Source organism: Spirillospora sp. NPDC127506 (assembly GCF_040302145.1).
Lineage (GTDB): Bacteria > Actinomycetota > Actinomycetes > Streptosporangiales > Streptosporangiaceae > Spirillospora.
The window spans coordinates 430,265-453,029 of sequence record NZ_JBEORG010000001.1; the positions used below are offsets into that span (position 1 = coordinate 430,265).

Here is a 22,765-nt window from a genome sequence, read left to right on the forward strand (position 1 = left end):
AGGTATGGATCTGCGTGAGTCCGACGCGCATCGCGAGCTGCGCGCGGAACTGAGGGCGTACTTCGCGGGCCTGCTGCCCGAGGACGTGCGGCGCCGCGCCGGCGAGCAGGGCGTGGGCGGCGACCGGTTCCGCGAGATCGTGAAGATGCTCGGCAACGACGGCTGGCTCGGCTACGGCTGGCCCACCGAGTACGGCGGGCAGGGAAAGTCGATCGCCGAGCAGTACGTCTTCTTCGACGAGGTGCAGCGGGCCGGGCTGCCGTTCCCGTTCGTCACGGTGAACACGGTCGGCCCGACGCTGATGCGCTTCGGGACGGACGAGCAGAAGAAGAAGTACCTGCCCGGCATCCTGTCGGGCGACATCGTGTTCGCCATCGGCTACACCGAGCCCGACGCCGGCACCGACCTCGCGTCGCTGCGGACCAGGGCCGTCCCGGACGGCGACGAGTTCGTCATCGACGGCGGCAAGGTGTTCACCAGCGGCGCCAACACCGCCGACTACATCTGGCTCGCCGCCCGCACGAACCCGGACGCGCCGAAGCACAAGGGCATCTCGATCCTGATCGTCCCGACCGACGCGGACGGGTTCTCCTGGAGCCCGATCCCGACCGTCGGCGGGATGGTGGTGACCTCGACGTACTACAACGGCGTGCGGGTGCCCGCGTCGTCGGTCGTCGGCGACGTCGACGGCGGCTGGAGCCTGATCACCACCCAGCTCAACCACGAGCGGATCGGCCTCGCCGCGCTAGGCGGCCGGATGATCCGGCTGTGGGAGGACGTCCGGGACTGGGCCCGCGACAACGGCGTGATCGACCTGCCGTGGGTGCGCGCCGACCTCGCCCGCACCCACGCCCGGCTGGAGGCGATGCGGCTGATGAACTGGAAGATGACCATGGCGGTGGAGGCCGGGACGCTGACCGGCGCGCAGGCCGGGGCCGCCAAGGCGTACGGCACGGAGACGCACATCTTCGTCCAGCGGACGCTGACCGGGGTGCTCGGCGCGGCCGGGCGGATCCGCCCCGAATCGCCGGGCGCGGTGCTGCACGGGCAGATCGAGCAGCTGTCCCGGCAGGGGATCGTCAACACGTTCGGCGGCGGCGTCAACGAGGTGCTGCGCGACATGGTCGCCGTCCAGGGCCTGGGCCTGCCGAGGGTGAAGCGGTCATGAGCGACGGCGCCGGCAACGACTACAGCGCCGGCAACGACAGCGCTGGTACCGACAGCGCCGGCAACGACTATGAGGACAGGCTGCAAGCGTGGGTCGGGCGCGAGCTGCTGACCCGCCGCTTCGGGCAGGACCCGGTGAACGTCCCCATGATCCGGCACTGGGTCGAGGCGATGGAGGACGACAACCCGGTCTACCTGGACGAGGCCGCCGCCCGGGAGACCGGACGCGACGGCATCGTCGCGCCCGCGTCGATGGTGCAGGCATGGACGATGCGCGGCTACGCGGCGTCCGTCCGCCCCGACCGGGAGCCGTCCGGTTCCGACGAGCTGACCGCGCTGCTCGCCGAGGGCGGCTACACCTCCGTCGTCGCCACCGACTCGGAGTTCGAGTTCGAGCGCGAGCTGGTGCCCGGCGACCGGGTGAGCGTCGAGGAGGTCGTCGAGGCGATCTCCGCGGAGAAGAAGACCGCGCTCGGCGCCGGCCGCTTCATCACGACCCTCCGGACGTACCGGGACGCGGACGGCGAGGTCGTCGCGACGCAGCGGTGGCGCCTGCTGCGGTTCCGCCCCGCCGAGAAGCCGGAGCCGAGGCCCCTGCGGCCGCGTCCCGCGATCAATCGGGACAACGCGTTCTGGTTCGAGGCGGCGCGCGAGCACAGGCTCGTCATCCAGCGGTGCGCCGACTGCAAGTCGCTGCGGCACCCGCCCGGCCCGTGCTGCCCGCAGTGCGGGTCGTTCGAGTGGGACACCGTCGAGGCGCAGGGCGAGGGCCACGTCTACAGCTACGTCGTCGCGCACCACCCGCGCCACCCGGCGTTCGACTACCCGCTGGTCATCGCGGTGATCGAGCTTGCCGAGGGGACCCGCCTCATCACGAACATGACCGGGGTCGCGCCGGAGGACGTCGAGATCGGCATGCCCGTCGTCCTCGACTGGATCGACCCGGACCCCGACCTGTCCCTGCCGGCGTTCCGCCCGGCCGACGCTGCGAAGGAGCGCTGATGGACTTCACGCTTGGGGAGGAGCTGGAGGCCGTCCGGGACCTGGCCCGGCAGATCTTCGCCGACCGGGCCGCGCAGGCGCGGATCAAGGCCGCGGAGCAGTCCGAGCGGGGCTTCGACGAGGGCCTGTGGGCGGAACTCGGCGAGACGGGCCTGCTCGGCGTCGCGCTGCCCGAACGGGCCGGCGGCGCCGGGCTCGGCATCGCCGGCCTGGTGGTCCTGCTGGAGGAGCAGGGGCGCACGGTCGCGCCCGTCCCGATCTGGCCGGGCGTCGCCGCCGCCATGGCGCTGGCCTCGCACGGGACGGCGGCGCAGCAGGAGATCCTGCCGTCCGTCCTGGACGGGTCCGCGCGGCTGACGGTCGCGCTGGAGGAGTTCGGGCCGCCCGACCCCGCGTCGCCGCGCTGCACCGCCGTGCGGGACGGGGACGGGTGGCTGCTGACCGGCACGAAGGCGGTCGTCCCCACGCCGTTCGGGACGAGCCATGTGCTGGTGTCGGCGTCGTCGCCCGACGGCCCCGGACTGTTCCTGGCCGAGACGTCCGCCGGCTCCTGGGAGCGCACGGAGACGACCAGCCGTGACGTGGCCGGGCACCTCACGCTGGACGGCGCTCCCGCCCAGGCCCTCGGCCCCGGCGCCCTCGACGCGATGCTGCGGACGGCCCGCGTGTCGCTGGCCGCCGTGCAGCTCGGCGTCGCCGACGGCGCGCTGCGCATGGCCGCCGGCCACCTGGCCGGACGCGAGCAGTTCGGCCGCCCGCTCGCCACGTTCCAGGCCGCGCAGCACCAGCTCGCCGACTGCTACATCGAGATCGACGCGCTGCGCGTCTGCCTCTGGCACGCCGTCTCGCTGATCGCCGCCGGGGAGGACGCCGACACCGCCGTCCTGGTCGCCAAGTGGTGGTCGGACGAGGGCGGGCTGAACGTCGTCCACCGCGTCCAGCACCTGCACGGCGGCATCGGCGTGGACGTCGACTACCCGGTGCACCGCCACTTCCTGTGGGGCAAGCAGATCGCCGGGACGCTCGGCGGCGCGTCGTCCGACCTCGACCTGCTGGGGGCGGCGCTGTGAAGCGGTTCGAGGACGTGGCGGTGGGGGAGGAGCTCCCCGAGCTGAGCATCCCGCTGACCCGCACGATGATCGTCGCGACCGCGATCGCGAGCCGCGACTACCAGGACGTCCACCACGACCCGTCGCTCGCGGTCGAGCGCGGGTCCAAGGACGTCTTCATGAACATCCTGACGACCAACGGTCTCGTCGACCGGTACGTCACGGGCTGGGCCGGGCCCGCCGCCGTCGTGAAGGCCATCAAGATCCGGCTGGGCGCGCCCAACTACCCGGGCGACACGATGGTCCTGACCGGCACCGTCACCGGCAAGCAGGACGGCCGCCGGGTCGAGATCGAGGTGCGCGGCGTGAACGGGATCGGCCCGCACGTGACCGGCACCGTCGTCGTCCAACTGCAGGGGAGCGACGCATGAGCGTGCTGCCAGGGGCCGCCGCGATCGCCGGGATCGGCGCCACGGAGTTCTCCAAGGAGTCCGGCCGCAGCGAGCTGCGGCTCGCCTGCGAGGCGGTGCTCGCCGCGATCACCGACGCCGGCCTCCAGCCGTCCGACGTGGACGGCATGGTGACCTTCACCGCCGACACCAGCTCCGAGATCCACATCGCCCGCAACCTCGGTATCGGCGAGCTGAAGTTCTTCTCCCGCATCGGGCACGGCGGCGGCGCCGCCTGCGGCACCGTCCAGCAGGCCGCGATGGCCGTCGCGACCGGCGTCGCCGACGTCGTCGTCTGCTACCGCGCGTTCAACGAACGCTCGGGCATCCGCTACGGCCTCGGCCAGGCGGACCGCCCGGCGGACGTCAGCGCCGACGGCGCCGCCTACGCGTGGCTGAACCCGTTCGGCCTGTCGACGCCCGCGCAGTGGGTCGCGATGTTCGCCCGCCGCTACATGCACGAGTACGGCGCGACCAGCGAGGACTTCGGCCGCGTCGCCGTCGTCGACCGCGCGCACGCCGCGGAGAACCCGGCGGCGTGGTTCTACGGCCGCCCGATCACGCTGGAGGACCACCAGGCGTCCCGCTGGATCGCCGAACCCCTCCGGCTGCTCGACTGCTGCCAGGAGAGCGACGGCGGCCAGGCCCTGGTCGTCGTGTCCGCCGAGCGCGCCCGCGACCTGCCGCACCGCCCCGCCCTCGTCTGGGGCGCCGCGCAGGGGTCCGGCAACGACCAGCACATGATGACGAGCTACTACCGCTCCGAGATCACCGGCATCCCCGAGATGGGCCTCGTCGGCCGCCAGCTCTACGCCCAGTCGCGCCTCACCCCGGCCGACGTCCAGGCCGCGATCCTCTACGACCACTTCACCCCGCTGGTCCTGCCGCAGCTTGAGGAACTGGGCTTCTGCGCCAAGGGCGAGGGCAAGGACTTCGTCGCGGACGGCAACCTCGAAATCGGCGGCCGGCTGCCGTTCAACACCCACGGCGGGCAGCTCGGCGAGGCGTACATCCACGGCATGAACGGGATCGCCGAGGCCGTCCGCCTGGTGCGCGGCACGTCGGTGAACCAGCCGGGCGACGTCCACAACGTCCTCGTCACCGCCGGAACCGGCGTCCCCACCAGCGGCCTGATCCTGGGAGCGGACGAATGACGGAGTGGATCGGCGAATATCTCGGCACCCGCACCGTCCCCTATGACGAGACCCGGGCGATCCTCTACGCGCTGGCCGTCGGCGCGGACGCCTCCGACCTCGACCTGGTCTTCGAGGAGAGGCTGCGCGTCCTTCCGACGTTCGCGCTGACCCTCGCCCAGTGGGCGCCGGACGCGCTCGGCTCGGCGGGCGCGTTCGACGTGCGGACGGCCGTCCACGGGTCCCAGCGGCTCCGCGTCCTGAAGGACCTGCCGCGCTCGGGCGCCGTGGAGATGAGCGCCCGCGTGGCGGACGTCTGGGACAAGGGGTCGGCGGCGGTCTTCGACCTGACCGTGGAGAGCGAGTACTTCGAGGCCACCTGGTCGATCTTCGCGCCGGGCCGCGGCGGATTCGGCGGCGAGCGCGGCCCGTCCGCCCGCCACCGTCCCGAAACGGCCCCCGCCGGGGAGCTGACCGTCCGGACGGCGGCGAACCAGGCGGCCCTCTACCGCCTCCTGGGCGACCGCCACCACCTGCACATCGACCCGGAGGCGGCGAAGGCGGCCGGGATGCCGCGCCCCATCATGCACGGCCTGTGCACGCTGGCGGCGATCACGCTGCCGCTGGCGTCGTCCCTGGGCGCCCACCCGGCCGACCTCCGCGAACTGGAGGGCCGCTTCGCCGCGCCGGTCTTCCCAGGCGGCACCCTCCGAGTGGAGACCTGGAAGGACGGCGAAGCAACCCTCTTCGAGGCATCGGTAGACGACAAGCCAGTCATCTCCGCAGCCCAAGCCCGCTTCGCCTGAGCCCGCAGTCGTCACTGAGCCCGCAGTCGTCATCAGCAGGCACAAGCACATTCCTCGCGTAACCGCCGTTCGATGAGGCCGCCCCGCCTTTCCGTCGATATGGATGACTCGTTGGCGGGGAGGGGCGGGGCGGCAGGTGCGCGTCCGGCGTTCATGTGGGCATCTGGGCCCACACGATTCTTCCTTCGCCCTTCCCTTCGCCCTTCCCTCCGCCTTTCCCTTCGCCGGTGGCGGAGGGGCGGACGCCGGTTCTCTTCGCGTAGGCGGAGACGATGGCCAGTCCGCGGCCGTTCTCGGCCGTGAGCGACGGCGGGCTCGGGGTCGGGCGTTCGGGGGACGGATCCCAGCACTCCAGGAGTGGCGTCCCCTCGTACAGCGCGCAGCGGAGGCGGAGCTGCCATCCAGGTGCGGCCGTTACGGCGTTGGTGACGATCTCGCTCATGACGAGGGGCGAGTCGTTGATGACGTCGCGGGTGAAACCCCAGTGCGTCAGCGCGTAGCGGACGAGTTCCCGAGCCAGCACGACGGTCGGCGGTACGGAGAGCAGCGTGAGCCTGACCGCCGGGATGCCGGGCGCTGGTGTGACGAGATCAAGATGATTCATCGGGGCCATCCTGAGTTCGCGTCCGCCTGACACGGGATGCCCCGTTTGCCGGCCGCCTTCGACATCGCCGACGTCGCCGTCATCACCGAGCTGCACCGTGGCGCCGCGCGACGGATCCTCCAGATTTCGCGGTCGTGATCGGCAATGCCCTATCGCCGAACCGGATGCGCTCTAGTCGGCGTCAATCTGGTCACCCCACCAAACGGGCGTTCTGTTGTTGGTACCGGTTGCGGCGGTCTTTTACCGGATTAGTGTGGTTGCTGTGGGTGCCCGGTTGCGGTGGCCTCTGGCGGGCAGGTGCGCACGTTGCGGTTGTGGTGGGCTGGAGTCACTTCGGCTGGGCTTGGCGGCGTGGGTGTGGTCGTTCGGCTGCGGGTCAGTGCGTGGTCGCTGCCCCTGGGCCGGGGCCTTCGGCCCCGAAAGACGGCAGCGAGGCGACCAGGAGCCGTTTGCGGTGCCGAATGGGCGAAATATCCCCCGAAGTGCCCCGCCGCCAAAAACACCAAGATTCTTTGCTGAATCGGCGTGATCATGCGTAACCGTTCGATAGCATACAGTCATGTGTTCGAGCCTAATCGACGCCGCGTCGATGTCCACCGCAGAGCTGGTGGACGCGGCGGCAGCGATCGCGGCCGAACTCGCCCATCGTGAAGCGCCCGACTCGGCGGCCGTCTGCATGACCCAGGCCGAAACCCTCGCCCGCGCCACCGACCAGCACGAAAGCGCACTGGCCGCCCGGATCGCCCGCGTGGACGCCTCCGGGGAGATGCGCCGGTGGGGGCTGCCCTCCACCCTGGCGTGGCTGCGGACCCGGCTGGGCATGCGCGAAGCCCGCGCCAAGGAACGCCTGCACCTGGCCCGCCAGCGTCACCGCCTCCCCGACATCACCCGCCGCCTCACCGACGGCGACCTGTCCTACGGGTACGCCAGCACCATCAGCGCCGCCGTCGCCCGCCTGGACGACACGGACTGCACCGCCGCCGAACACATCCTCCTCGACCTCACCGGAAAGGGCTTCTCCGCGGGCAAGGTCGCCGCGTTCGGCAACAAGATCACCGACCTCATCGCCGAACGCGACGGGCGCGAGCAGGCCCCGGCAGATGTGGCGCGGGGGTATGAGCGGTCGTGGATCGACTCGACCCGGTCGTTGGACGGTGGCCGCTACATCAAGGGCTGGCTGAACGCCGAGGACGCCGCCGTCTGGGACGGCACCCTGGGGCCTTTGGCCAAGCCCGCCGGAACCGACGACCACCGTGACCTTTCCGAACGGACTGCGGCGGCGTTGACGAGCGTGCTGGCGGGTGGGCACAAGGCCACCAAGGTCACCGTCATCTGCGACCTGGACACCCTCACCGGCGGCACCACCCCCGCACGCCTCACCGACGGCACCCCCATCCCGGCAGAGCAGGCCCGCCGCATCGCCCTCAACGCCGGAGTGTCACCCCTCCTGCTCGGCACCGGCCACACACCGCTCTACCTCGGCCACCGGGTCAGATTCGCCACCGCCCCCCAACGCCAAGTCCTCGAGACCTTGTACGCCACGTGTGCGGTTCAGGGGTGCGAGGTTCCCGGGACGTTGTGCGAGGTCGACCACGTCCGCGGCTGGGCCCTCGGAAACAACCCCACCGACATCGACCAGCTCGCCCTCACCTGCGGGTGGCACAACCGGTACAAACACACCCACCCCGACCGGCTCCACATCACCAAGACACCGGACGGCCGATACACCTACCGGCTCCACCCACCCGGCACCCGAACACTCCGACCCAACGGCGACCCCGAACCCGGACGCCCACCACCCGCCTGGGTCGAGGCCGCCTGATCAACAGACCGACGCCCGAGCCCGGCCGCCCCCGGCGGCACGGGCCGGGCCCGCCTGCCCATTCCCGCCCACCTGCCGCGCTGCCCCCAGAGCCAACGGCGCCCGATCGGCAAGCCGCACACGGCCAGGCCACCAACTCCGGCTGGGCAGCCATCCCCTCAACCCGGCAGCGCCCACCCCTGGTAGGCCCACCGCCAACGCTCCGCCTAAGTCGGAGTACGTCCTGCAGCGCCTCCCGTCCTCCCGCCGTTTCCCTCCGGCGGGTGGCTGAGCGGCCCGCCCCTCGACCAAGGCTGAGCGAGGGCCGTCCTCTCGTTGTTTCCTTCCGGTGGGGTGGCTGAGGCGGCCCGCCCCCTGGCCAAGGCCGAGCGAGGGCAGGGGCGGGGCTTACTAGTGCATGGGGTGATGGGGTGTCGTTCCTGTATGAGGTGGGGGCGGCGCGTCGGGCAGAGGGCAGGCGGAGCCTGCCCGACGAAAGCTGCACTCAGGGGCCGCAGAGGCTCCGAAGTCAAGGGTGGGACGAAGTCCCATCGCGAAGCGACGCCGAAGGCGCCCTTGACTTTGGAGGGGCGGCCCCGTACGCAGCGCCGCCCCCACCACAATTCCACCAACACCGAACACCCGGCACCGAACACCCGGCACCCGAACACACCATGGCCGATGACCGCGAGCACCCACGTGTACCGGAGACCTGCTTCTCCCAGCCACGCGCCCGCAACAGGCACCACAGCGGAGTGATCATCCAAGGTCCACGCGGGCTAGGGTGCCGCCGGTGATCACCGAACGACCCGACGTGCCGCTCATCGCAGACGAGCGTGCCATGCTCCGCGCCGGGGCCACCTCCGCCGAGGCAAGCTCATCGGGTGACCCTCCCCAGACACTCGAACCGCAGCGGCCCGTCCCCCTACCAACACCGAAGGAAACACTTGATGACGAGCGATAACGCCCTCTCCCCCGGCAGATCGCTGCACGCTATTTCGAGATGTGGAACACCGGAGACACCTCGATCGCCTCCCAGATCCTGCATCCCGACTGGATCGCCCACGCGCACCCCGAGGTGACTGGTCCTCACGGCGTGCGGCAAGCCGTCGAGCAGATCCGGGCAGCCCAGCCGGAGCTGCGATTCCAGATCGACACCATCCTCGGTGACGACGACCTGATCGCCGTCGTCGGTGCCGTCAGCCAGACAGCACAACACCCGGCCACGCGCCTGGTCTGGCTCATCGGCATGAAGGACGGCCAGATGGCCGAGATGCGGACCTACCGAGACACCAGTCAGTAGTCAAAGATCGAACACATCCACAGGACTCAACTCGCCAACAGGTGCGACGAGCACCGGGCCACCGTCCACACCGCTGCCGACTGGGCGTGGATCGGCCTGGACCAACACCAGGGCGAACGGCAGGGCGAACGTGCGTGGGTGCTGGCCCGCCGGTCGATCAGCGACTCCGCCGACCCGGCCTTCTACCGGCGCGAAGTGGCCCGACCGGCCGGCCTGCCCGAGCTGGTGCGGCCGGCCGGTTCACGCTGGAGCGTCGAGGAATGCTTCCAAGGTCGGCGGTGATCAAGGTCGGCGGTGATGATGTCGCCGACCATCGGGATGTCCGCTTGGCCGGCCGCCTGGGCGCCTTCGCGGTCTCGTCCTGGCTGAGGCCCAGTCCGGTCCCCGCGGGAGGGGTCAGGCGTCGCGGGCGGTGGTGGCGGGTGCGGGTTCCCCGGCGGACGGTGGGGCGCCGGCCCCGGGGCTCCTGCGGGTGCTGGTGGCGAGCATGACGAGCAGCGACGCCGCCGTGAGCGCGACGCCGAACCACACCACGCTGGTGACGCCGAGGTTGTCGGCGAACAGCCCGCCGAACAGCGCGCCCAGTGCGATCGACGTGTTGTACGCCATGGTGTTGAGCGACATCGCCGCTTCGAAGGTCTCGGGTGCGGCGGCGAGCGTCATGTTGACCTGGGACAGCTGCACGACGCCGAAAGCGAGCCCCCAGAGCACCAGCGCGACGATCGCGCCCGCCTTCCCGTCGCCGATCGCGAGCAGCAACAGCAGGGCGGTCGCCAGCATGAGGGAGCCGACGATGAAGCTGCCCCGCAGGTTCTTGTCCACCGTGTACCCGGCGATGAAGTTGCCGATGGCGCCGCCGATCCCGAACACGATCAGCACCACGGTGATGAAGCTGGACGAGGCGGACGCGACGTCCTCCAGGAACGGCCGCACGAACGTGTAGGCCCCGAAGTGGCCGAGGACGAAGAGCACGACGATGAACAGCACCGCACGGAGCGGCACGTTCTTCACCGGAAGGCCGAAGACCTCGCGGACCGAGACCGCGTTGTCCGAGGGCAGCGAGGGGACCGTGACGGCGACCGTGAGGAGCACCAGCAGTCCGAGGCCGGCCCAGATGAGGAAGGTGGTCCGCCACCCGGTGAGGTCCTCCACGACCGTCCCGAGCGGGATGCCCACCACCGTGGCGATCGAGATGCCGGACATCACGATCGCGGCCGCCCGGCTCGCGTGGCGCTCCTGGACGAGGCGCATCGCCATGCTCACGCCGATGGCCCAGAACACGCCGCTGGCGAACCCCATGAGCAGGCGGGTCGCGAGGACGAGCGGGAAGTTGGGCGCGACGGCGGTGACCAGGTTCCCCAGCGTCAGCACGGCCAGGAGCACGCTGAGCAGGACGCGCCGGTTGACCCGCCTCGTCCAGGCCACGATGAACGTGACGGCGAGCCCGGCCGCCACTCCGTACAGGGTGACCATCAGGGCGGCGACCCCGACCTGGACGTCCAGGCTGCGGCTCAGCGGGGTGAGCAGCCCGACGGGCATCAGCTCCGTCGTGAGGAAGACGAACAGGCTGGCCGTGATCGCCGCGACCCCCAGCCATCCGCGCAGCGACGAATGTGTCAGGTGTTCGTTCACCGACAACCTCTCAACGTTGAAGTGTTTAACGTTGGCGACGGTAGATCGGGTGATAGCTTGATGTCAAACAGTTCAACGTTGAGGGGTGAGTGCGGGTGGCCCGTGACGCCGTCGACCTCGTGCTGGAGCAGTGGGCCCGCGCCCGGCCCGACCTCGACGCGTCCCCGATGCGGGTCCTCGGCCGCCTCTCCCGGCTCACCCGGATCGCCGAGCGCGAGCTGAAGAACCTGTTCGACGAGTTCGGGCTGGAGAGGGGCGAGTTCGACGTCCTCGCCACCCTCCGGCGCGCCGGCTCGTCCGGCGGCATGACGGCGGGCGCGCTGGCCCGCTCCTCGATGGTGACGTCCGGCGCCGTCACCAACCGGCTCGACCGGCTCGTCGCCAAGGGCTACGTCACGCGCGACCTGGACCCCGCCAACCGGCGCACCGTCATCGTCGCCCTCACTCCCGCCGGCCGCGACCTCATCGACCGGGCCGTCGTCGCGCACGTCGAGAACGAGCGGCGCATCCTCGCCGCGCTCGACCAGCGAGAGCAGGACGACCTCGCCGAGACCCTGCGCACCCTCCTGCTCAGCCTCGGCGACGAAGCCCCCGACGCCTGAGCGCCGCCACAGGTCAGCACAGGCCAGCCACAGGTCAGCACAGGTCAGTCCAGGTCAGCCACAGGTCAGCCACAGGTCAGCACAGGTCAGCACAGGTCAGCAGCGCATAACGGCAGCATTCGCCCAAGGGCGGGGCTGCGGCTGAGCAATGCGTGACGTTTATTCGGATTTGCCGGAAATGTCACCGTCGCAGTGCCGCCGTTCCCGATCCCCCTCGGGGCGCCCCGCCCTGGCCGGGAACGGCCGCGGAAGGGCTCCCCCGATGCGACGCCTGCTGCTGTTCCTGCTCCCGGCCGTCCTGGGCGCGGCGCTGCTCGCCGTCCTGGACGCGCCGGCGTACGCGACCCCGCCGAACATCCCGTCCGCCGCCACGGCCGCGAGCCGCCTGGCCTCCCTCACCGTCGCCGCCGAGTCTCACCAGAGCAGCTACGACCGCGACCTGTTCCCGCACTGGATCACGATCTCGGGGTCCTGCAACACCCGCGAGACCGTCCTGAAGCGGGACGGCACGAACGTCGTCACCAACTCGTCCTGCGCGGCGACGTCCGGCCGCTGGTACTCGCCCTACGACGGCGCCACCTGGACCGCCGCGTCCGACCTGGACATCGACCACATGGTCCCGCTCGCCGAGGCGTGGGCGTCCGGCGCCTGGGCCTGGACGACCTCCCGCCGCCAGACCTACGCCAACGACCTCGGCGGCCCCGAGCTGTGGGCCGTCACCGACAACGTCAACCAGTCCAAGAGCGACAAGGACCCGGCGGAGTGGCAGCCGCCGCGCGCCGCGTTCCGCTGCACCTACGCCCGCGCCTGGATCCAGGTGAAGTGGTACTACGACCTCACGGTCGACAGCGCCGAGAAGAGCGCCCTCACCTCCATGCTCAACACCTGCTGACCCCGCCCGCCGGCCCGCCGCCCGACGAAAGGGGCGGCGGGCACCGCCCCGGCCGCGCAGATACCGGGGCGCGATGTCACTGCCCGCGATGTCACTGCCCGTGATGTCACTGCCCGTGATGTCACTGCCCGCGACTAGGGTGACCGGCGGTCGCGCGAGGGGCGGGAGAGTGATGGCGGCCGGACTTGAGGGCATCGACGACGTCGACTGGGCCTCGCTCAGTCACGCGTACGGCTCGGCTGAGGACTTCCCCCAGACGCTGCGGGACGCTGTCGGCGACGACGAGCCGGCCGAAGAGGCGGCCGAGCACCTGTTCAGCAGCATCATCCACCAGGGCACGCTGTACTCGGCGACGCCGCACGCGGTGCCGTTCCTCGCCCGGCTCGCGACCGCGACCGCGATGCCCAGGCGGGAGACGCTGGTGGGCCTGCTCGCCGGCATCGCCGCCTCCGACGACGCCGCCTCCGGCGACGCCGCCTCCGGCGACGCCGCCCCGGAGGTTCTGGCGGACGTTGGCGCCGTCCTGGCCCGCGAGGCTCCGCGGCTGCTCTCCCTGCTGGACGACGTGGACGCCGAGATCCGGCACTGCGCCACCTACCTGCTCGGCCACCTCCCGTGTTCGTGCGCCGCCGAAGTGGTGCCGGCGCTGCGGGCGCGGCGGGCGGAGGAGCGGTCGCCGCGCGTGGCGGCGGGCCTGCTGGCCGCCGCCGGCCGCCTCGATCCGCGGGGCAGCGCCGCGTGGCTGGCGGAGGAGGCGGCGGGACGGTCCGCCGCCGTCCGCGCCGGAGCGCTGTGGGCGATCGCCGCCAACGACCTGCCCTGGCCGGACGCGGCGCCGCACGCACTCGCCCGGTGCTGGGCGGAGGGCGAGCCGCTGAAGGGCTGGGCCTGGGCGGACGACCCGTTCGGCGACATCGCCGCCCGCCTCGACGCCGCCTCCTTCTCCGCCGTCGCGGGCACGCTGCTCGACCGCGGATCCGCCGATTCCGCCCGCACCGCCGTCAACGCCGCCTACGACCGCTGCGTGCGGTCGCGCTCCGCGCATGCGGAGTCGGTGCCGCTGCCGGCCGCCGCGATCCGCCACCCCGACTCCGGCGTCCGCTTCGCCGCCATGACCGCGATCCGCGATGTGCGGGAGGCCGCGGTGGCGTCCGCCGACTCCCTGGCCGCCCTCGCCGCCGCGCCGCCCCGGAACGACGACTCCCTCGAAGCGCGGGTGTCCCGCTCGGCGCTGGAGACGCTCATCGACCTCGGCGACCCCCGCTGGCGCGAACCGTTCATCGCCGCACTCGGCGCGGGCGCGGTGGACTCCGACATTCTGGGCCTGCTCGCCGACAGCGGTGTCCCCGCCGACCCGGGGCTGCTCGCGGCGGTGCGGGAGAGGCTCGCGACCGTCCCTCTCGAAGAGGCTCCGGATGAGGGCGGCTACGACGCCCACCTCGGCAGGATGCGGCGGCACAACGAGGTGAACGCGCTGACGCGGCTGCTGCGTCATTGGGGGCCTGCCGCGGCGGACGCGGTGCCGGAACTGCTCCGGCTCGTCCCGTACGACGATGGGGTCCCGTACGACGGTTGGTGGGCGACCCGCGCTCTGGCCGCGATCGGACCCGCGGCATCGGCGGCGGTGCCCGGACTGACCCTGGTCCGCGACGACCCGGACGCGTCCTGGCGGCGGCGTCTCGGCTGCGCGCAGACCCTCGCCGCGATCACCGGTGACACCGCCCAGCTGACCGCCCGCATCGCCGAAGCCGCCGCCGAGGGCGAGGCCGTCCTGGCGGCGGAGGCGGCGCTGAAGCATGGGCTGCCTTTGGACGGCCCCCTCCCCGCGCTCCGCGATGTTGCCACCGCGGCCGGCGGGGACGGCGCCTCCGACGTCCGGCGCCGGCTCGACGCGGCACGCCTGCTGCTGCGCGCGGGGGAGACCGAAGCGCCGTTGCGGGCCATCGCCGAGGTGCACGACGGCGGCAGGACCCTGATGGGCACCGTCGAACTCGCGGGGCTGCTCGGCCCGGACGCGGCGAGCTTCGTTCCGCGCCTGCGGCAGATGCTCGGCGGCCGGTTCGGCTACCTGCCCGCCGCACTCGCGATCCGCCGGATCACGGGCGAGGCCGCGCCGCTCGTGGACGCCGTCCGCCGGTGGCTCGCGTCCATGGGAGCCGGGCCGCAGGTCGTCGAGGCGCTCCGGGAACTGGGCGCGGACGCCGCTCCGCTGCTGCCCGGACTGCGGGAGCTCGTCGACGGTGACGACGCCGTACCCGGCGTCGGCGCCTACGGGAGGCAGGTCCGCGGCGACGAGGAGCAGCGTCGTGAACTGGCGGCGGTTCTGGCCGAACTTCCCGGATAGCGGTGGCGCACTCCGATGAATTTCATTCTAGAATTGGCTTCTACGTCTACGGAGGTGCCTGATGGCGGTGGATCCGACCGGTGCGGGGCTGAAGCAGTTCCTCGCGGAGGACCCCGGCGGCCCGGTGGTCATGCTCAACCTGCTGCGCTTCCGGGAGGGCGGGGAGAAGAGCTACGCCCGCTACTCGGAGGTGGTCGGCGATGCCATCCTCCCCCGGTACGGCGCTGAGGTCCTCTACTACGGCAAGGGGTCGACGGCGCTGGTCGCCGAGGACGGGCAGGCGTGGGACGCCGTGCTCCTCGTCCGGTACCCGTCCCGCGAGGTGTTCGCCCAGATGGTCGCCGACCCCGACTTCCAGGCCGTCGCGCACTTCCGCACCGAGGCTCTCACGGACGCCGTGCTGCAGGCGACTGTCCAGCTCGGCGCCTGAGGCGGCCCCAGGGCTTGGCGACGGCGAGGACGGTCGCGAAGGTCAGGGCCGTCAGGGACACCGCGGGCGGGTAGAACAGGTCGGAGATGAACGCCGGTTCGGGTGCGCCGGAGGTCAGCGTCCGGCCGTATTCGCCGACCTCGTCCATGCCCGGCTGGAGTGCCACCAGGATGAGGGTGCACAGGATCAGGTTGAGGACGAGCTTGACCGCCACCCACCAGTAGCGGAGCAGCCCCCAGCGTGTGCCGAGACCCAGGACCAGCCCGGTGACGAGGCAGATGAGCCCGGACGTCAGCATCGGCCACACCACGAAGGTCGCCAGCGCCTCGTAGGCCAGCCCGCGCACGTGGTCGGTCGTGCCGAAGCGCCCGGTCAGCACCAGGACGGCCACCATGACGTCGATGCCGATCCACGCGCCGGCGGACACGATGTGCGCGATCAGCGTCGTCTTCCGCAGTCTCCTGCTGAGCGGGATGCGGGCGTCCGGGCGGCGGCGGTGCGTGGCGCGGTCGGTCTCCTGCGTCGCCATGTCTCATGTCCTTTCGGGCGTCGTCGTCAGGACGTGACGATGCCGGTGCGGTGCGGGGCGTGTCGTCGGGTGCGCGGCGGCATCGCTTGTACGACGGGCGGCGCAGCGGGGGAGCGGCCGGTACCACGGGCGGCGTAATTAGAGACAGTCTCTAGAGAAGCTCTCTAGAGAAGCTCTCTATAAATCGGTAGGCTGCGCGGCATGGACGAGGCGTTGCGGGTCGCGGTCACCGGCGGGAACCGGGGTGTGGGACGCGCGGTGGCGGCCGAGGCCGTCCGGCGCGGACACCGGGTGGTGATAGTGGCGCGGCGGCCGGACGCGGGGGCGGCCGCCGCGCGGGAGATCGGCGCGGAGCTCGTCGTGGGCGACCTGTCGTCCATCGCGGCGGTGCGGAAGCTGAGGGACGCCCTGCCCGAGGTCGACGTGCTCGTCCACAACGCGGGCGTCTGGCCCAGCCGCCGGGTGCTCAACGAGGACGGGTTCGAGCAGGCTTACTTCACCAACCATCTGGCGCCGTTCCTGCTGAACCGGATGCTGGAAGGGCGGTTGCGGCGCGTCGTGCAGGTCAGCGCCGGCCTCTATGTCACCGGCAGGGTCGATCCGGAGCGGACGCCCACGGGGGACGACTTCCACGCCGTCCACACGTACGCGAACACCAAGCTGGCGAACCTGCTGATGGTCCCGCTGTTCGCCGAGCGGTGGAGGGAGTCCGGGGTGACGATCGACGCCGTCCATCCGGGCGTGCTGCGGACGGATCTCGGCGCCCGGAGCGGTGTCTTCGGGTTCCTGCTGAAGACCCTCAAATGGACGCTGAAGCCCGCCGGGAAGAGCGGGCCGCCCGTCGCGGATCTGATCACCGCCGACGGGACGGGGCGGTACTTCCACGTGAAGAAGGAGACGCCGTTGAAGCCCAAGGCCCTCGACGCGCCGCTGGCGTCCAGGCTGTGGGCCGACGCCGAGAAGCTGCTCGATGTCCCCTAGGCGCCAGGGCACCGGCGAGACCGTCGCGCGGATCCTGGCCGAGGCGCTCCGGGTGCACGCCGAACGCGGGCACGAGGGGTTCACGATGAAGGCCGTCATCGCGGCCACCGGGATGAGCAGCGGCAGCCTGTACCACCATTTCGGATCATTCGACGGCCTCGCCGCCGCCCTTTACGCGCGCTGCATGGCCGAGCTGCTCGACGCCCTGCTGGCCTCGCTGGAGGGCGTCGCGGAACCGCGCGCGGGCGTCGAGGCGGTGACGCGCGCCTACCTGCGGTTCACGCGGGAGCGCGGCGACGCCGCCCGGTTCATCCACGCCTCGGCCTACGCGGCGTTCCTGCCCGGGCACGCGGGCGTCATCGCCGAGGCGAAGGCGCCGCGCGTCGCCCGGCTCACCGCCTGGATGGCGCCGCACGTCACGGCCGGCCGGGTCGCCCGGCTGTCTCCGGCGATGATGGAGATGCTCCTCATCGGGCCGGTCGCCGAGACGGCGCGGCGGTGGCTGTCCGACCCGGCGTCCGTGGATCTGGACGAGGCCGCCGCCGTCCTGCCGTCCCGGATATGGCGCTCCCTCCAGCCGTGACGCAGCCAGCCGTGACTCAGTGGGTTTCGGCGCGGTGCCACATCTCCAGGTACGCCTCGGCGCCGCGGGCCAGGTCCTCGGTGATCTCCGGTCCGCTGATGTTGCGCATGTCGGCGATCCAGTCCGGGACGAGCCCGTAGTTCGCGACGCCTTCGGTGTTCAGGTCCCAGGTGCGCTGCCCGGTGCGTTCCCGGTCGAGCACGACGCCGTTGATCGGGGACGTGAACGGGTAACTCAGCGGGTTCGCGGAATTGCCGGTGCGGGGCGGGGGCAGCGCGCCCATGCCGTTCGCGTCCAGGCCGTAGCCGTAGCCGAACGTGTAGCGCGGGTCGCGTGACTGCTTCTTGCGCTTCCATTCCGCGACGAAACGGTCGGCGGCGTTGCCGTAGCCGGCGGCCATCCCGCCGAGCGCGTAGATGCGTCCCATGTAGTGCTCGTCCGTCCAGCTGTGGGACGAGATGACGCCCGAGTAGTGCGCGTTCTCCAGGATGTCGAGTGTCTCGCCGGCGGCCTTGGCGCTCATGTGGTCGATCTCGACGATCATGTGCCGGTCCATCATCCCCTGGATCATGTGGCGGCCGAGGGCGGTCAGGCCCAGGATGTTGCAGTGCGGCGCCTTCGGATAGACCGGCAGCGTGATGCCCGCCTTCCCGAGCCGCCGCAGGATGTCCGCGACCTCGTCGTCCACGGTGGCGGCGGACGCGAGCGTGTTGTCGTGGATGGGGCCGGTGCACGTCTCGGCCTGCCAGAAGCGCCCGGTGGCGAGGAAGTTCCCCGCGTTGACGAGGGCGCCGGTCGTCCCGGAGTCGTAGCGGACGCCGCAGAGCGCGTTGTCGAACTTGTGGCACACGAACATCGAGGAGACGCCGAGCTTCTTCACCTCGTCCAGGCCCTTGTCGATGTCCGCGCGCGTGCATCGCGGGACGCCGTTGACGACGCGGCAGCCGAACGGCTCCGACGTCTCGATGCCGAGGACGACGGCGAGTTTGCCGTCCTGGATGACCCGGCGGGCCTCGGCGGAGTCGCGCACGATGCGGAACCAGCCCTTCCCGGGGCCGCCGTTCTGCGCGTCGATGTACGCCTCCATCTCGCGCATGCGCTGCGCTTCGAGCCGGATGACCGCCATCTCGTCGCACGCGTTGCGCTTGAGCGGGTACAGCTCGCACAGCTGCCGGTTCGCGACCAGGTGGTTGACGAGGACGCGCTGCCCGGCGCGCCAGGAGCGCTCCAGCCACGTGTAGTAGACCTGCTGGTGGGTGCGGGAGTCGTAGGCGGGCCAGTCCTTGAACGTCGGCCAGCCGGTGGGGTCGTGCGTCCCGAAGGGGGTGCCGTGCCGCATGAAGTTCTCGAACCAGGCGAACACCCCGTTCGCGGCGTGGTCGGGGCAGTCGCGCAGCGCCTCCTGGATGCCGCGCTGGTCGAACGGCTTGCCGCAGAGCACCTGCCCGCCGAACGCCTCGTACGACATCAGGTGGCTGTGGGCGTCGAGGTAGCCGCGCACCGCGCCGCTGCCGGCGTGCGCGGGCGGGGCGGGGCGGACGGCGAGCAGCAGGGCGGCGATGAGGGCGAGGACGAGGGGGACGTGGAGGGGGACGGGGCGAGGGACGGGGCGGGGGACGCGAAGGGGGACGTGGCGGGGGACGTGGAGGGGGCGTCGGAAGGGCATGCGGCACCTCGACCGGGGGTGGGGTCCACGACTACTCCATCGAGTGAAACACCGATCCGGACGAAAGTGAACAAGCCTCACATTGAGGGAGATGGGCGGGTACCGGTGAGCGGGACGCCCTGCCCCGGCCGGCCGCGCCGCGCTCATCATGGAGGGCTATGAGCGAGCTGACGATCCCGGGATTGCTGGCGCGGGCGGCGGAGGAGTCTCCGGACGCGGAGGCGGTCGTGGACGGCGACGTCCGCGTCACCTACGCGGAGCTCCGCGAACGGGTCCGGGAGGCGACGGCCGCGTTCATCGGCGCCGGCGTCGAGCCCGGCGACCGCGTCTCGATCTGGGCGCCCAACGGGCTGCGGTGGATCGTCACCGTGCTCGGCGCGATGGGCGCCGGCGCGACGCTCGTCCCGCTCAACACCCGCTTCAAGGGCGACGAGGCCCGCTGGCCGCTCTCCAAGGCCGCGGTGAAGGTCCTCTTCGTGGAGGACGGCTTCCTCGGCATCGACTACTCCGGCATGCTCGGGATCGGCGAATCCGGCGGCGCCCCCGGCCTGCCCGCCCTCGAAACGGTCGTCACGTTCGGCGCGTCCGCGCGCCCCGGCGTCCTCGGCTGGGACGAGTTCCTCGCCAAGGCCGCGCCCGCCGAGGAGGCCGACGCGCGCGCCGCGGCCGTCCGGCCCGGCGACACCGCCGACATCCTGTTCACGTCCGGGACGACCGGCAAGCCCAAGGGCGCCATCGTCACGCACGAGCAGAACGTCCGCACCTACGCCGCGTGGACGGGGCGCACCGGCGTCAAGGCCGGCGACCGGTACCTCATCGTCAATCCGATGTTCCACTCGTTCGGCTACAAGGCGGGCGTCCTGGCGTGCGTGCTGAAGGGCGCCACGATGGTGCTCCAGCGCACGTTCGACGTCCCGGAGACGCTGCGGCTGATCGAGCAGGAGAGGATCACCGTCCTGCCCGGCCCCCCGACGATCTACACCTCGCTGCTGGACGCCCCCGGCCGCGGCGAGCGCGACCTGTCGTCGCTGCGGCTCGCGGTGACCGGCGCGGCGGACGTGCCGGTCGCGCTGGTCCGGCGCATCCGCGCGGAACTGTTCCCGCAGGTCGTGACCGCGTACGGGCTGACCGAGTCGTCCGGCACCGTGTCGGCGTGCTCGGTGGACGACGATGCCGAGACCATCGCCACCACCTGCGGCAAGGCCATCGAGGACGTGGAGATCGCGATCGTCGACGAGAAGGGCGAGCGGGTCCCGCCCGGCACGGACGGCTCGGTCCTCGTCCGCGGCTACAACGTGATGAAGGGCTACCTGGACGACCCCGCGGCGACGGCCGAGGCGATCCGCGACGGCTGGCTCGACACCGGCGACCGGGGGCGGCTCGACGAGCGCGGCAACCTCACCATCACCGGGCGGACCAAGGAGATGTTCGTCGTCGGCGGGTTCAACGTGTACCCGGCCGAGGTCGAGGACGTCCTCGCCCGGCACGACGCCGTCGCCGAGTCAGGCGTCACCGGCGTCCCCGACGAGCGGTTGGGCGAGGTCGCGCGCGCCTACGTGCGGCTGCGCCCCGGCCGGCGGGCGACCTCGGACGAGCTGATCGCGCACTGCCGGGAGCGGCTCGCGAACTTCAAGGTCCCCCGGGAGGTCGTCTTCGTGGACGACCTCCCGAAGACCGCGTCCGGCAAGGTCCGCCGCGTGGAGCTCAAGGAGTTCACAGAGCGGCGATGACGCGGGCCCGGTGCTCGGCCACCGTGCCCCAGGCCGAGTACAGCGCGCGGGCCTTGCGGATCCACAGCGACGGGTCGTACTCGTCGGTGTAGCCGATCGCGCCGTGCACCTGCAGGGCGGTCTTGGCCGTCCCGTAGGACGCCTCCGACGCGGCGACCTTCGCGGCCGACACGTCCCGGGCGAAGCCGGGCGTCCCGTACGACAGCGCCGCCCCGTACACGAGCGGGCGCGCGAACTCCAGCTCGACCATCGCGCCCGCCAGCCGGTGCTTGATCGCCTGGTACTCGCCGATCGGGCGCCCGAACTGCCGCCGCGTCCTGGCGTAGTCCACGGACACGTCCAGCAGCGCCCGCGCGAGCCCGATCTGCTGCGCCGCGCACAGCAGCGCGCCGAAGTCGGTGAACCCGCCGCCGCCCTCCACCCGGAACAGCCGCCGCGCCGGGTCCAGCGACGCGAGCGCCTCGCCGGCCTTCCGCTCCACCTTGTCGGCGGTCAGCACGAGGTCGGCGACGTCTGCGTCCAGCGCGTGCGGGACGGCCAGCGACACGATCGCCTCGCCCTCCGCGATCCGCGGCAGCCACGGCGACTCGCCGAGCAGCTCGGCGGCCGCGAGCGTCTCCACGTACGGGCCGGGCGCCGCCGCCCGGCCCAGCTCCTCCGCCGCGACGGCCAGCTCGACCGGCAGCGGCCCGGCGCCGCCGAACTCCTCCGGCACCGCGACCGCGAACACCCCGGCGTCCGCGACTGCCGCCCACAGCGCGCGCCCCGGCCCCGCGTCCCCGGCCGCCCACGCCCGCGCGATCTTCGCGGTGCCCGCGTCGGCCAGCAGCCTGCGCAGCGTCTCGCCGAACATCCGCTGCTCGGCGTCCAGGACGAACCTCACCGCGACCCCCTCGGCAGGCCGAGCAGCCGCTCGGCGATCACGTTGCGCTGGATCTCGTTGGTGCCCGCGTAGATCGGGCCGGCCAGCGAGAACACGTAGTTCTCCAGCCACTCCGACGCCAGCTCCCCGTCCGGGCCGAGCAGGTCGAGCGCGGTCTCGTGCAGCGCGACGTCCAGCTCCGACCAGAACACCTTGTTCAGGCTCGACTCGGCGCCGATGTCGTCGTCCCGCGAGATCGTCTCGAAGCCCTTGAGCCGGTAGGCGCGCGACCTGATCCACGCGTCGGCGACCCGGTCCCGCAGCGCCGTGTCGGACGGGTCGGCGCGCTCCCTCCACAGCTCGACGAGCCGCTCGGCCGCCGCCGTGAACCGCCCCGGGCTGCGCAGCGTCAGCCCCCGCTCGTTCCCCGCCGTGGACATCGCGACCCGCCACCCGTCGCCCGGCGCGCCGATGACGTCCTCGTCCGGGACGAACACCCCGTCGAGGAACAGCTCGGCGAACGCGGGCTTGCCGTCCAGCCGCCCGATCGGACGCACCGTCACGCCCTCGGCGTCCAGCGGGAACATCAGATAGGTCAGGCCCCTGTGCCGCTCGGATCCCGGATCGGAGCGGAACAGCCCGAAGCCCCTGTCGGCGAACGCGGCCCGCGAGCTCCACGTCTTCTGCCCGTCCAGCAGCCAGCCGCCGTCCGTCCGCGTCGCGGTGGAGCGCAGCGCCGCGAGGTCGCTGCCCGCGCCCGGCTCCGACCACGCCTGCGCCCAGATCACCTCGCCCGCCGCCATCGGCGGCAGGATCCGCGCGAGCTGCTCCGGCGTCCCGTGCTCCAGCAGCGTCGGGGCCAGCAGGTTGATGCCGTTCTGGCTGACCCGGCCGGGCGCGCCCGCCGCGTAGTACTCCTCCTCGAAGATCAGCCACTGCAGCACCGGGACGCCGCGGCCGCCGTACTCCTCCGGCCACGACACCGCGCCGAGGCGCGCCGCGCCGAGCGTCCGCTCCCACTCCCGGTGGGCCGCGAACCCCTCCTCGGTCTCCAGCGAGGGCAGCGGCTCCGCCGGGACGTGCGCGCGGAGCCACTCCCGCACCTCGGCGCGGAACGCCTCGTCCGCCGCCCCGAACTCAAGATCCATGGGAACCTCTTTCTAACAACTGTTTGGTAGGGTAGCCCTCCTTTCCCGTGAC

21 protein-coding genes are annotated in these 22,765 nt (G+C 72.0%); 15 read left to right on the forward strand and 6 right to left on the reverse strand.

The window, feature by feature from the left end; translation table 11 throughout:
* The first annotated feature begins 4 nt into the window (after positions 1-4).
* The 6 genes from ABTW95_RS02085 to ABTW95_RS02110 are packed head-to-tail and all read left to right on the forward strand — an operon-like array spanning position 5 to position 5,606.
* On the forward strand, positions 5-1,168 hold the full coding sequence (locus ABTW95_RS02085) for an acyl-CoA dehydrogenase family protein (protein WP_500223697.1): 1,164 nt from the start codon (positions 5-7) through the stop codon (positions 1,166-1,168).
* On the forward strand, positions 1,165-2,169 hold the full coding sequence (locus ABTW95_RS02090; RefSeq protein ID WP_500223699.1) for a bifunctional MaoC family dehydratase N-terminal/OB-fold nucleic acid binding domain-containing protein: 1,005 nt from the start codon (positions 1,165-1,167) through the stop codon (positions 2,167-2,169). Before ABTW95_RS02085 ends, ABTW95_RS02090 begins: the two co-directional genes overlap by 4 nt.
* Entirely contained in the window at positions 2,169-3,239 is a 1,071-nt protein-coding gene (locus ABTW95_RS02095; RefSeq protein WP_500223700.1) for an acyl-CoA dehydrogenase family protein, read from the forward strand. The genes ABTW95_RS02090 and ABTW95_RS02095 overlap by 1 nt, the downstream gene beginning before the upstream one ends.
* Positions 3,236-3,649 (forward strand): MaoC family dehydratase, encoded by a 414-nt coding sequence (locus ABTW95_RS02100; RefSeq protein ID WP_500223702.1) that lies wholly within the window; start codon positions 3,236-3,238, stop codon positions 3,647-3,649. The genes ABTW95_RS02095 and ABTW95_RS02100 overlap by 4 nt, the downstream gene beginning before the upstream one ends.
* Positions 3,646-4,821 carry a lipid-transfer protein gene (locus ABTW95_RS02105; RefSeq protein ID WP_500223704.1) on the forward strand — a complete coding sequence of 392 codons (1,176 nt, stop codon included), beginning with the start codon at positions 3,646-3,648 and terminating at the stop codon, positions 4,819-4,821. Before ABTW95_RS02100 ends, ABTW95_RS02105 begins: the two co-directional genes overlap by 4 nt.
* Complete coding sequence (locus ABTW95_RS02110; protein ID WP_500223706.1) at positions 4,818-5,606, forward strand: MaoC/PaaZ C-terminal domain-containing protein; 789 nt, start codon at positions 4,818-4,820, stop codon at positions 5,604-5,606. The genes ABTW95_RS02105 and ABTW95_RS02110 overlap by 4 nt, the downstream gene beginning before the upstream one ends.
* Positions 5,607-5,757: 151 nt before the next feature.
* On the opposite strand, the gene ABTW95_RS02115 is transcribed toward ABTW95_RS02110, so the two are convergent.
* Positions 5,758-6,210, reverse strand: coding sequence for an ATP-binding protein (locus tag ABTW95_RS02115; RefSeq protein WP_500223707.1), 453 nt, complete (start codon positions 6,208-6,210; stop codon positions 5,758-5,760).
* Between the two features lie 559 nt (positions 6,211-6,769).
* Between ABTW95_RS02115 and ABTW95_RS02120 the strand changes: the two genes are divergently transcribed.
* Together ABTW95_RS02120 and ABTW95_RS02125 are read left to right on the forward strand one after the other, a co-directional pair.
* Positions 6,770-8,032: an HNH endonuclease signature motif containing protein gene (locus ABTW95_RS02120; RefSeq protein WP_500223708.1), complete on the forward strand. Its 1,263-nt coding sequence runs from the start codon at positions 6,770-6,772 to the stop codon at positions 8,030-8,032.
* 961 nt (positions 8,033-8,993) lie between these two features.
* Positions 8,994-9,314: an ester cyclase gene (locus tag ABTW95_RS02125; protein ID WP_500223885.1), complete on the forward strand. Its 321-nt coding sequence runs from the start codon at positions 8,994-8,996 to the stop codon at positions 9,312-9,314.
* Positions 9,315-9,710: 396 nt separating this feature from the next.
* Here ABTW95_RS02125 and ABTW95_RS02130 read toward each other — a convergent pair whose 3' ends face one another.
* Positions 9,711-10,946 carry an MFS transporter gene (locus ABTW95_RS02130; RefSeq protein WP_500223710.1) on the reverse strand — a complete coding sequence of 412 codons (1,236 nt, stop codon included), beginning with the start codon at positions 10,944-10,946 and terminating at the stop codon, positions 9,711-9,713.
* A 95-nt stretch (positions 10,947-11,041) separates the two neighbouring features.
* Between ABTW95_RS02130 and ABTW95_RS02135 the strand changes: the two genes are divergently transcribed.
* The 4 genes from ABTW95_RS02135 to ABTW95_RS02150 all read left to right on the forward strand — a co-directional run bounded on the left by ABTW95_RS02135 (position 11,042) and on the right by ABTW95_RS02150 (position 15,214).
* Positions 11,042-11,548 carry a MarR family winged helix-turn-helix transcriptional regulator gene (locus ABTW95_RS02135; protein WP_396453207.1) on the forward strand — a complete coding sequence of 169 codons (507 nt, stop codon included), beginning with the start codon at positions 11,042-11,044 and terminating at the stop codon, positions 11,546-11,548.
* Positions 11,549-11,810: 262 nt separating this feature from the next.
* Positions 11,811-12,440: an HNH endonuclease family protein gene (locus tag ABTW95_RS02140; RefSeq protein WP_396453205.1), complete on the forward strand. Its 630-nt coding sequence runs from the start codon at positions 11,811-11,813 to the stop codon at positions 12,438-12,440.
* 172 nt (positions 12,441-12,612) lie between these two features.
* Positions 12,613-14,784, forward strand: a complete 2,172-nt coding sequence (locus tag ABTW95_RS02145) for a hypothetical protein (RefSeq protein WP_500223713.1) — start codon at positions 12,613-12,615, stop codon at positions 14,782-14,784.
* 61 nt (positions 14,785-14,845) lie between these two features.
* Positions 14,846-15,214 (forward strand): DUF1330 domain-containing protein, encoded by a 369-nt coding sequence (locus ABTW95_RS02150; protein ID WP_396451415.1) that lies wholly within the window; start codon positions 14,846-14,848, stop codon positions 15,212-15,214.
* On the opposite strand, the gene ABTW95_RS02155 is transcribed toward ABTW95_RS02150, so the two are convergent.
* The gene (locus tag ABTW95_RS02155; RefSeq protein ID WP_500223715.1) at positions 15,171-15,743 is read right to left on the reverse strand and encodes a hypothetical protein; all 573 of its coding nucleotides are present in this window, start codon (positions 15,741-15,743) and stop codon (positions 15,171-15,173) included. The genes ABTW95_RS02150 and ABTW95_RS02155 overlap by 44 nt on opposite strands.
* A 201-nt stretch (positions 15,744-15,944) precedes the next feature.
* On the opposite strand from ABTW95_RS02155, the gene ABTW95_RS02160 reads away from it, so the two are divergent.
* Both ABTW95_RS02160 and ABTW95_RS02165 read left to right on the forward strand, forming a co-directional pair.
* Positions 15,945-16,724, forward strand: coding sequence for an SDR family NAD(P)-dependent oxidoreductase (locus ABTW95_RS02160; RefSeq protein ID WP_500223717.1), 780 nt, complete (start codon positions 15,945-15,947; stop codon positions 16,722-16,724).
* Positions 16,714-17,307 carry a TetR/AcrR family transcriptional regulator gene (locus ABTW95_RS02165; protein ID WP_396454726.1) on the forward strand — a complete coding sequence of 198 codons (594 nt, stop codon included), beginning with the start codon at positions 16,714-16,716 and terminating at the stop codon, positions 17,305-17,307. Before ABTW95_RS02160 ends, ABTW95_RS02165 begins: the two co-directional genes overlap by 11 nt.
* Positions 17,308-17,323: 16 nt before the next feature.
* Here ABTW95_RS02165 and ABTW95_RS02170 read toward each other — a convergent pair whose 3' ends face one another.
* Positions 17,324-18,973 carry a Coagulation factor 5/8 type domain-containing protein gene (locus ABTW95_RS02170; protein WP_500223719.1) on the reverse strand — a complete coding sequence of 550 codons (1,650 nt, stop codon included), beginning with the start codon at positions 18,971-18,973 and terminating at the stop codon, positions 17,324-17,326.
* Between the two features lie 158 nt (positions 18,974-19,131).
* Here ABTW95_RS02170 and ABTW95_RS02175 point away from each other — a divergent pair, with 158 nt between their 5' ends.
* A complete protein-coding gene (locus tag ABTW95_RS02175; protein ID WP_396451405.1) occupies positions 19,132-20,703 on the forward strand; it encodes a FadD3 family acyl-CoA ligase in 1,572 nt (523 codons plus the stop codon).
* Here ABTW95_RS02175 and ABTW95_RS02180 read toward each other — a convergent pair.
* Both ABTW95_RS02180 and ABTW95_RS02185 read right to left on the reverse strand, forming a co-directional pair.
* Positions 20,687-21,586, reverse strand: coding sequence for an acyl-CoA dehydrogenase family protein (locus tag ABTW95_RS02180; protein WP_500223721.1), 900 nt, complete (start codon positions 21,584-21,586; stop codon positions 20,687-20,689). The genes ABTW95_RS02175 and ABTW95_RS02180 overlap by 17 nt on opposite strands.
* Positions 21,583-22,713, reverse strand: coding sequence for an acyl-CoA dehydrogenase family protein (locus ABTW95_RS02185; protein WP_500223723.1), 1,131 nt, complete (start codon positions 22,711-22,713; stop codon positions 21,583-21,585). The genes ABTW95_RS02180 and ABTW95_RS02185 overlap by 4 nt, the downstream gene beginning before the upstream one ends.
* Between the last annotated feature and the right edge of the window lie 52 nt (positions 22,714-22,765).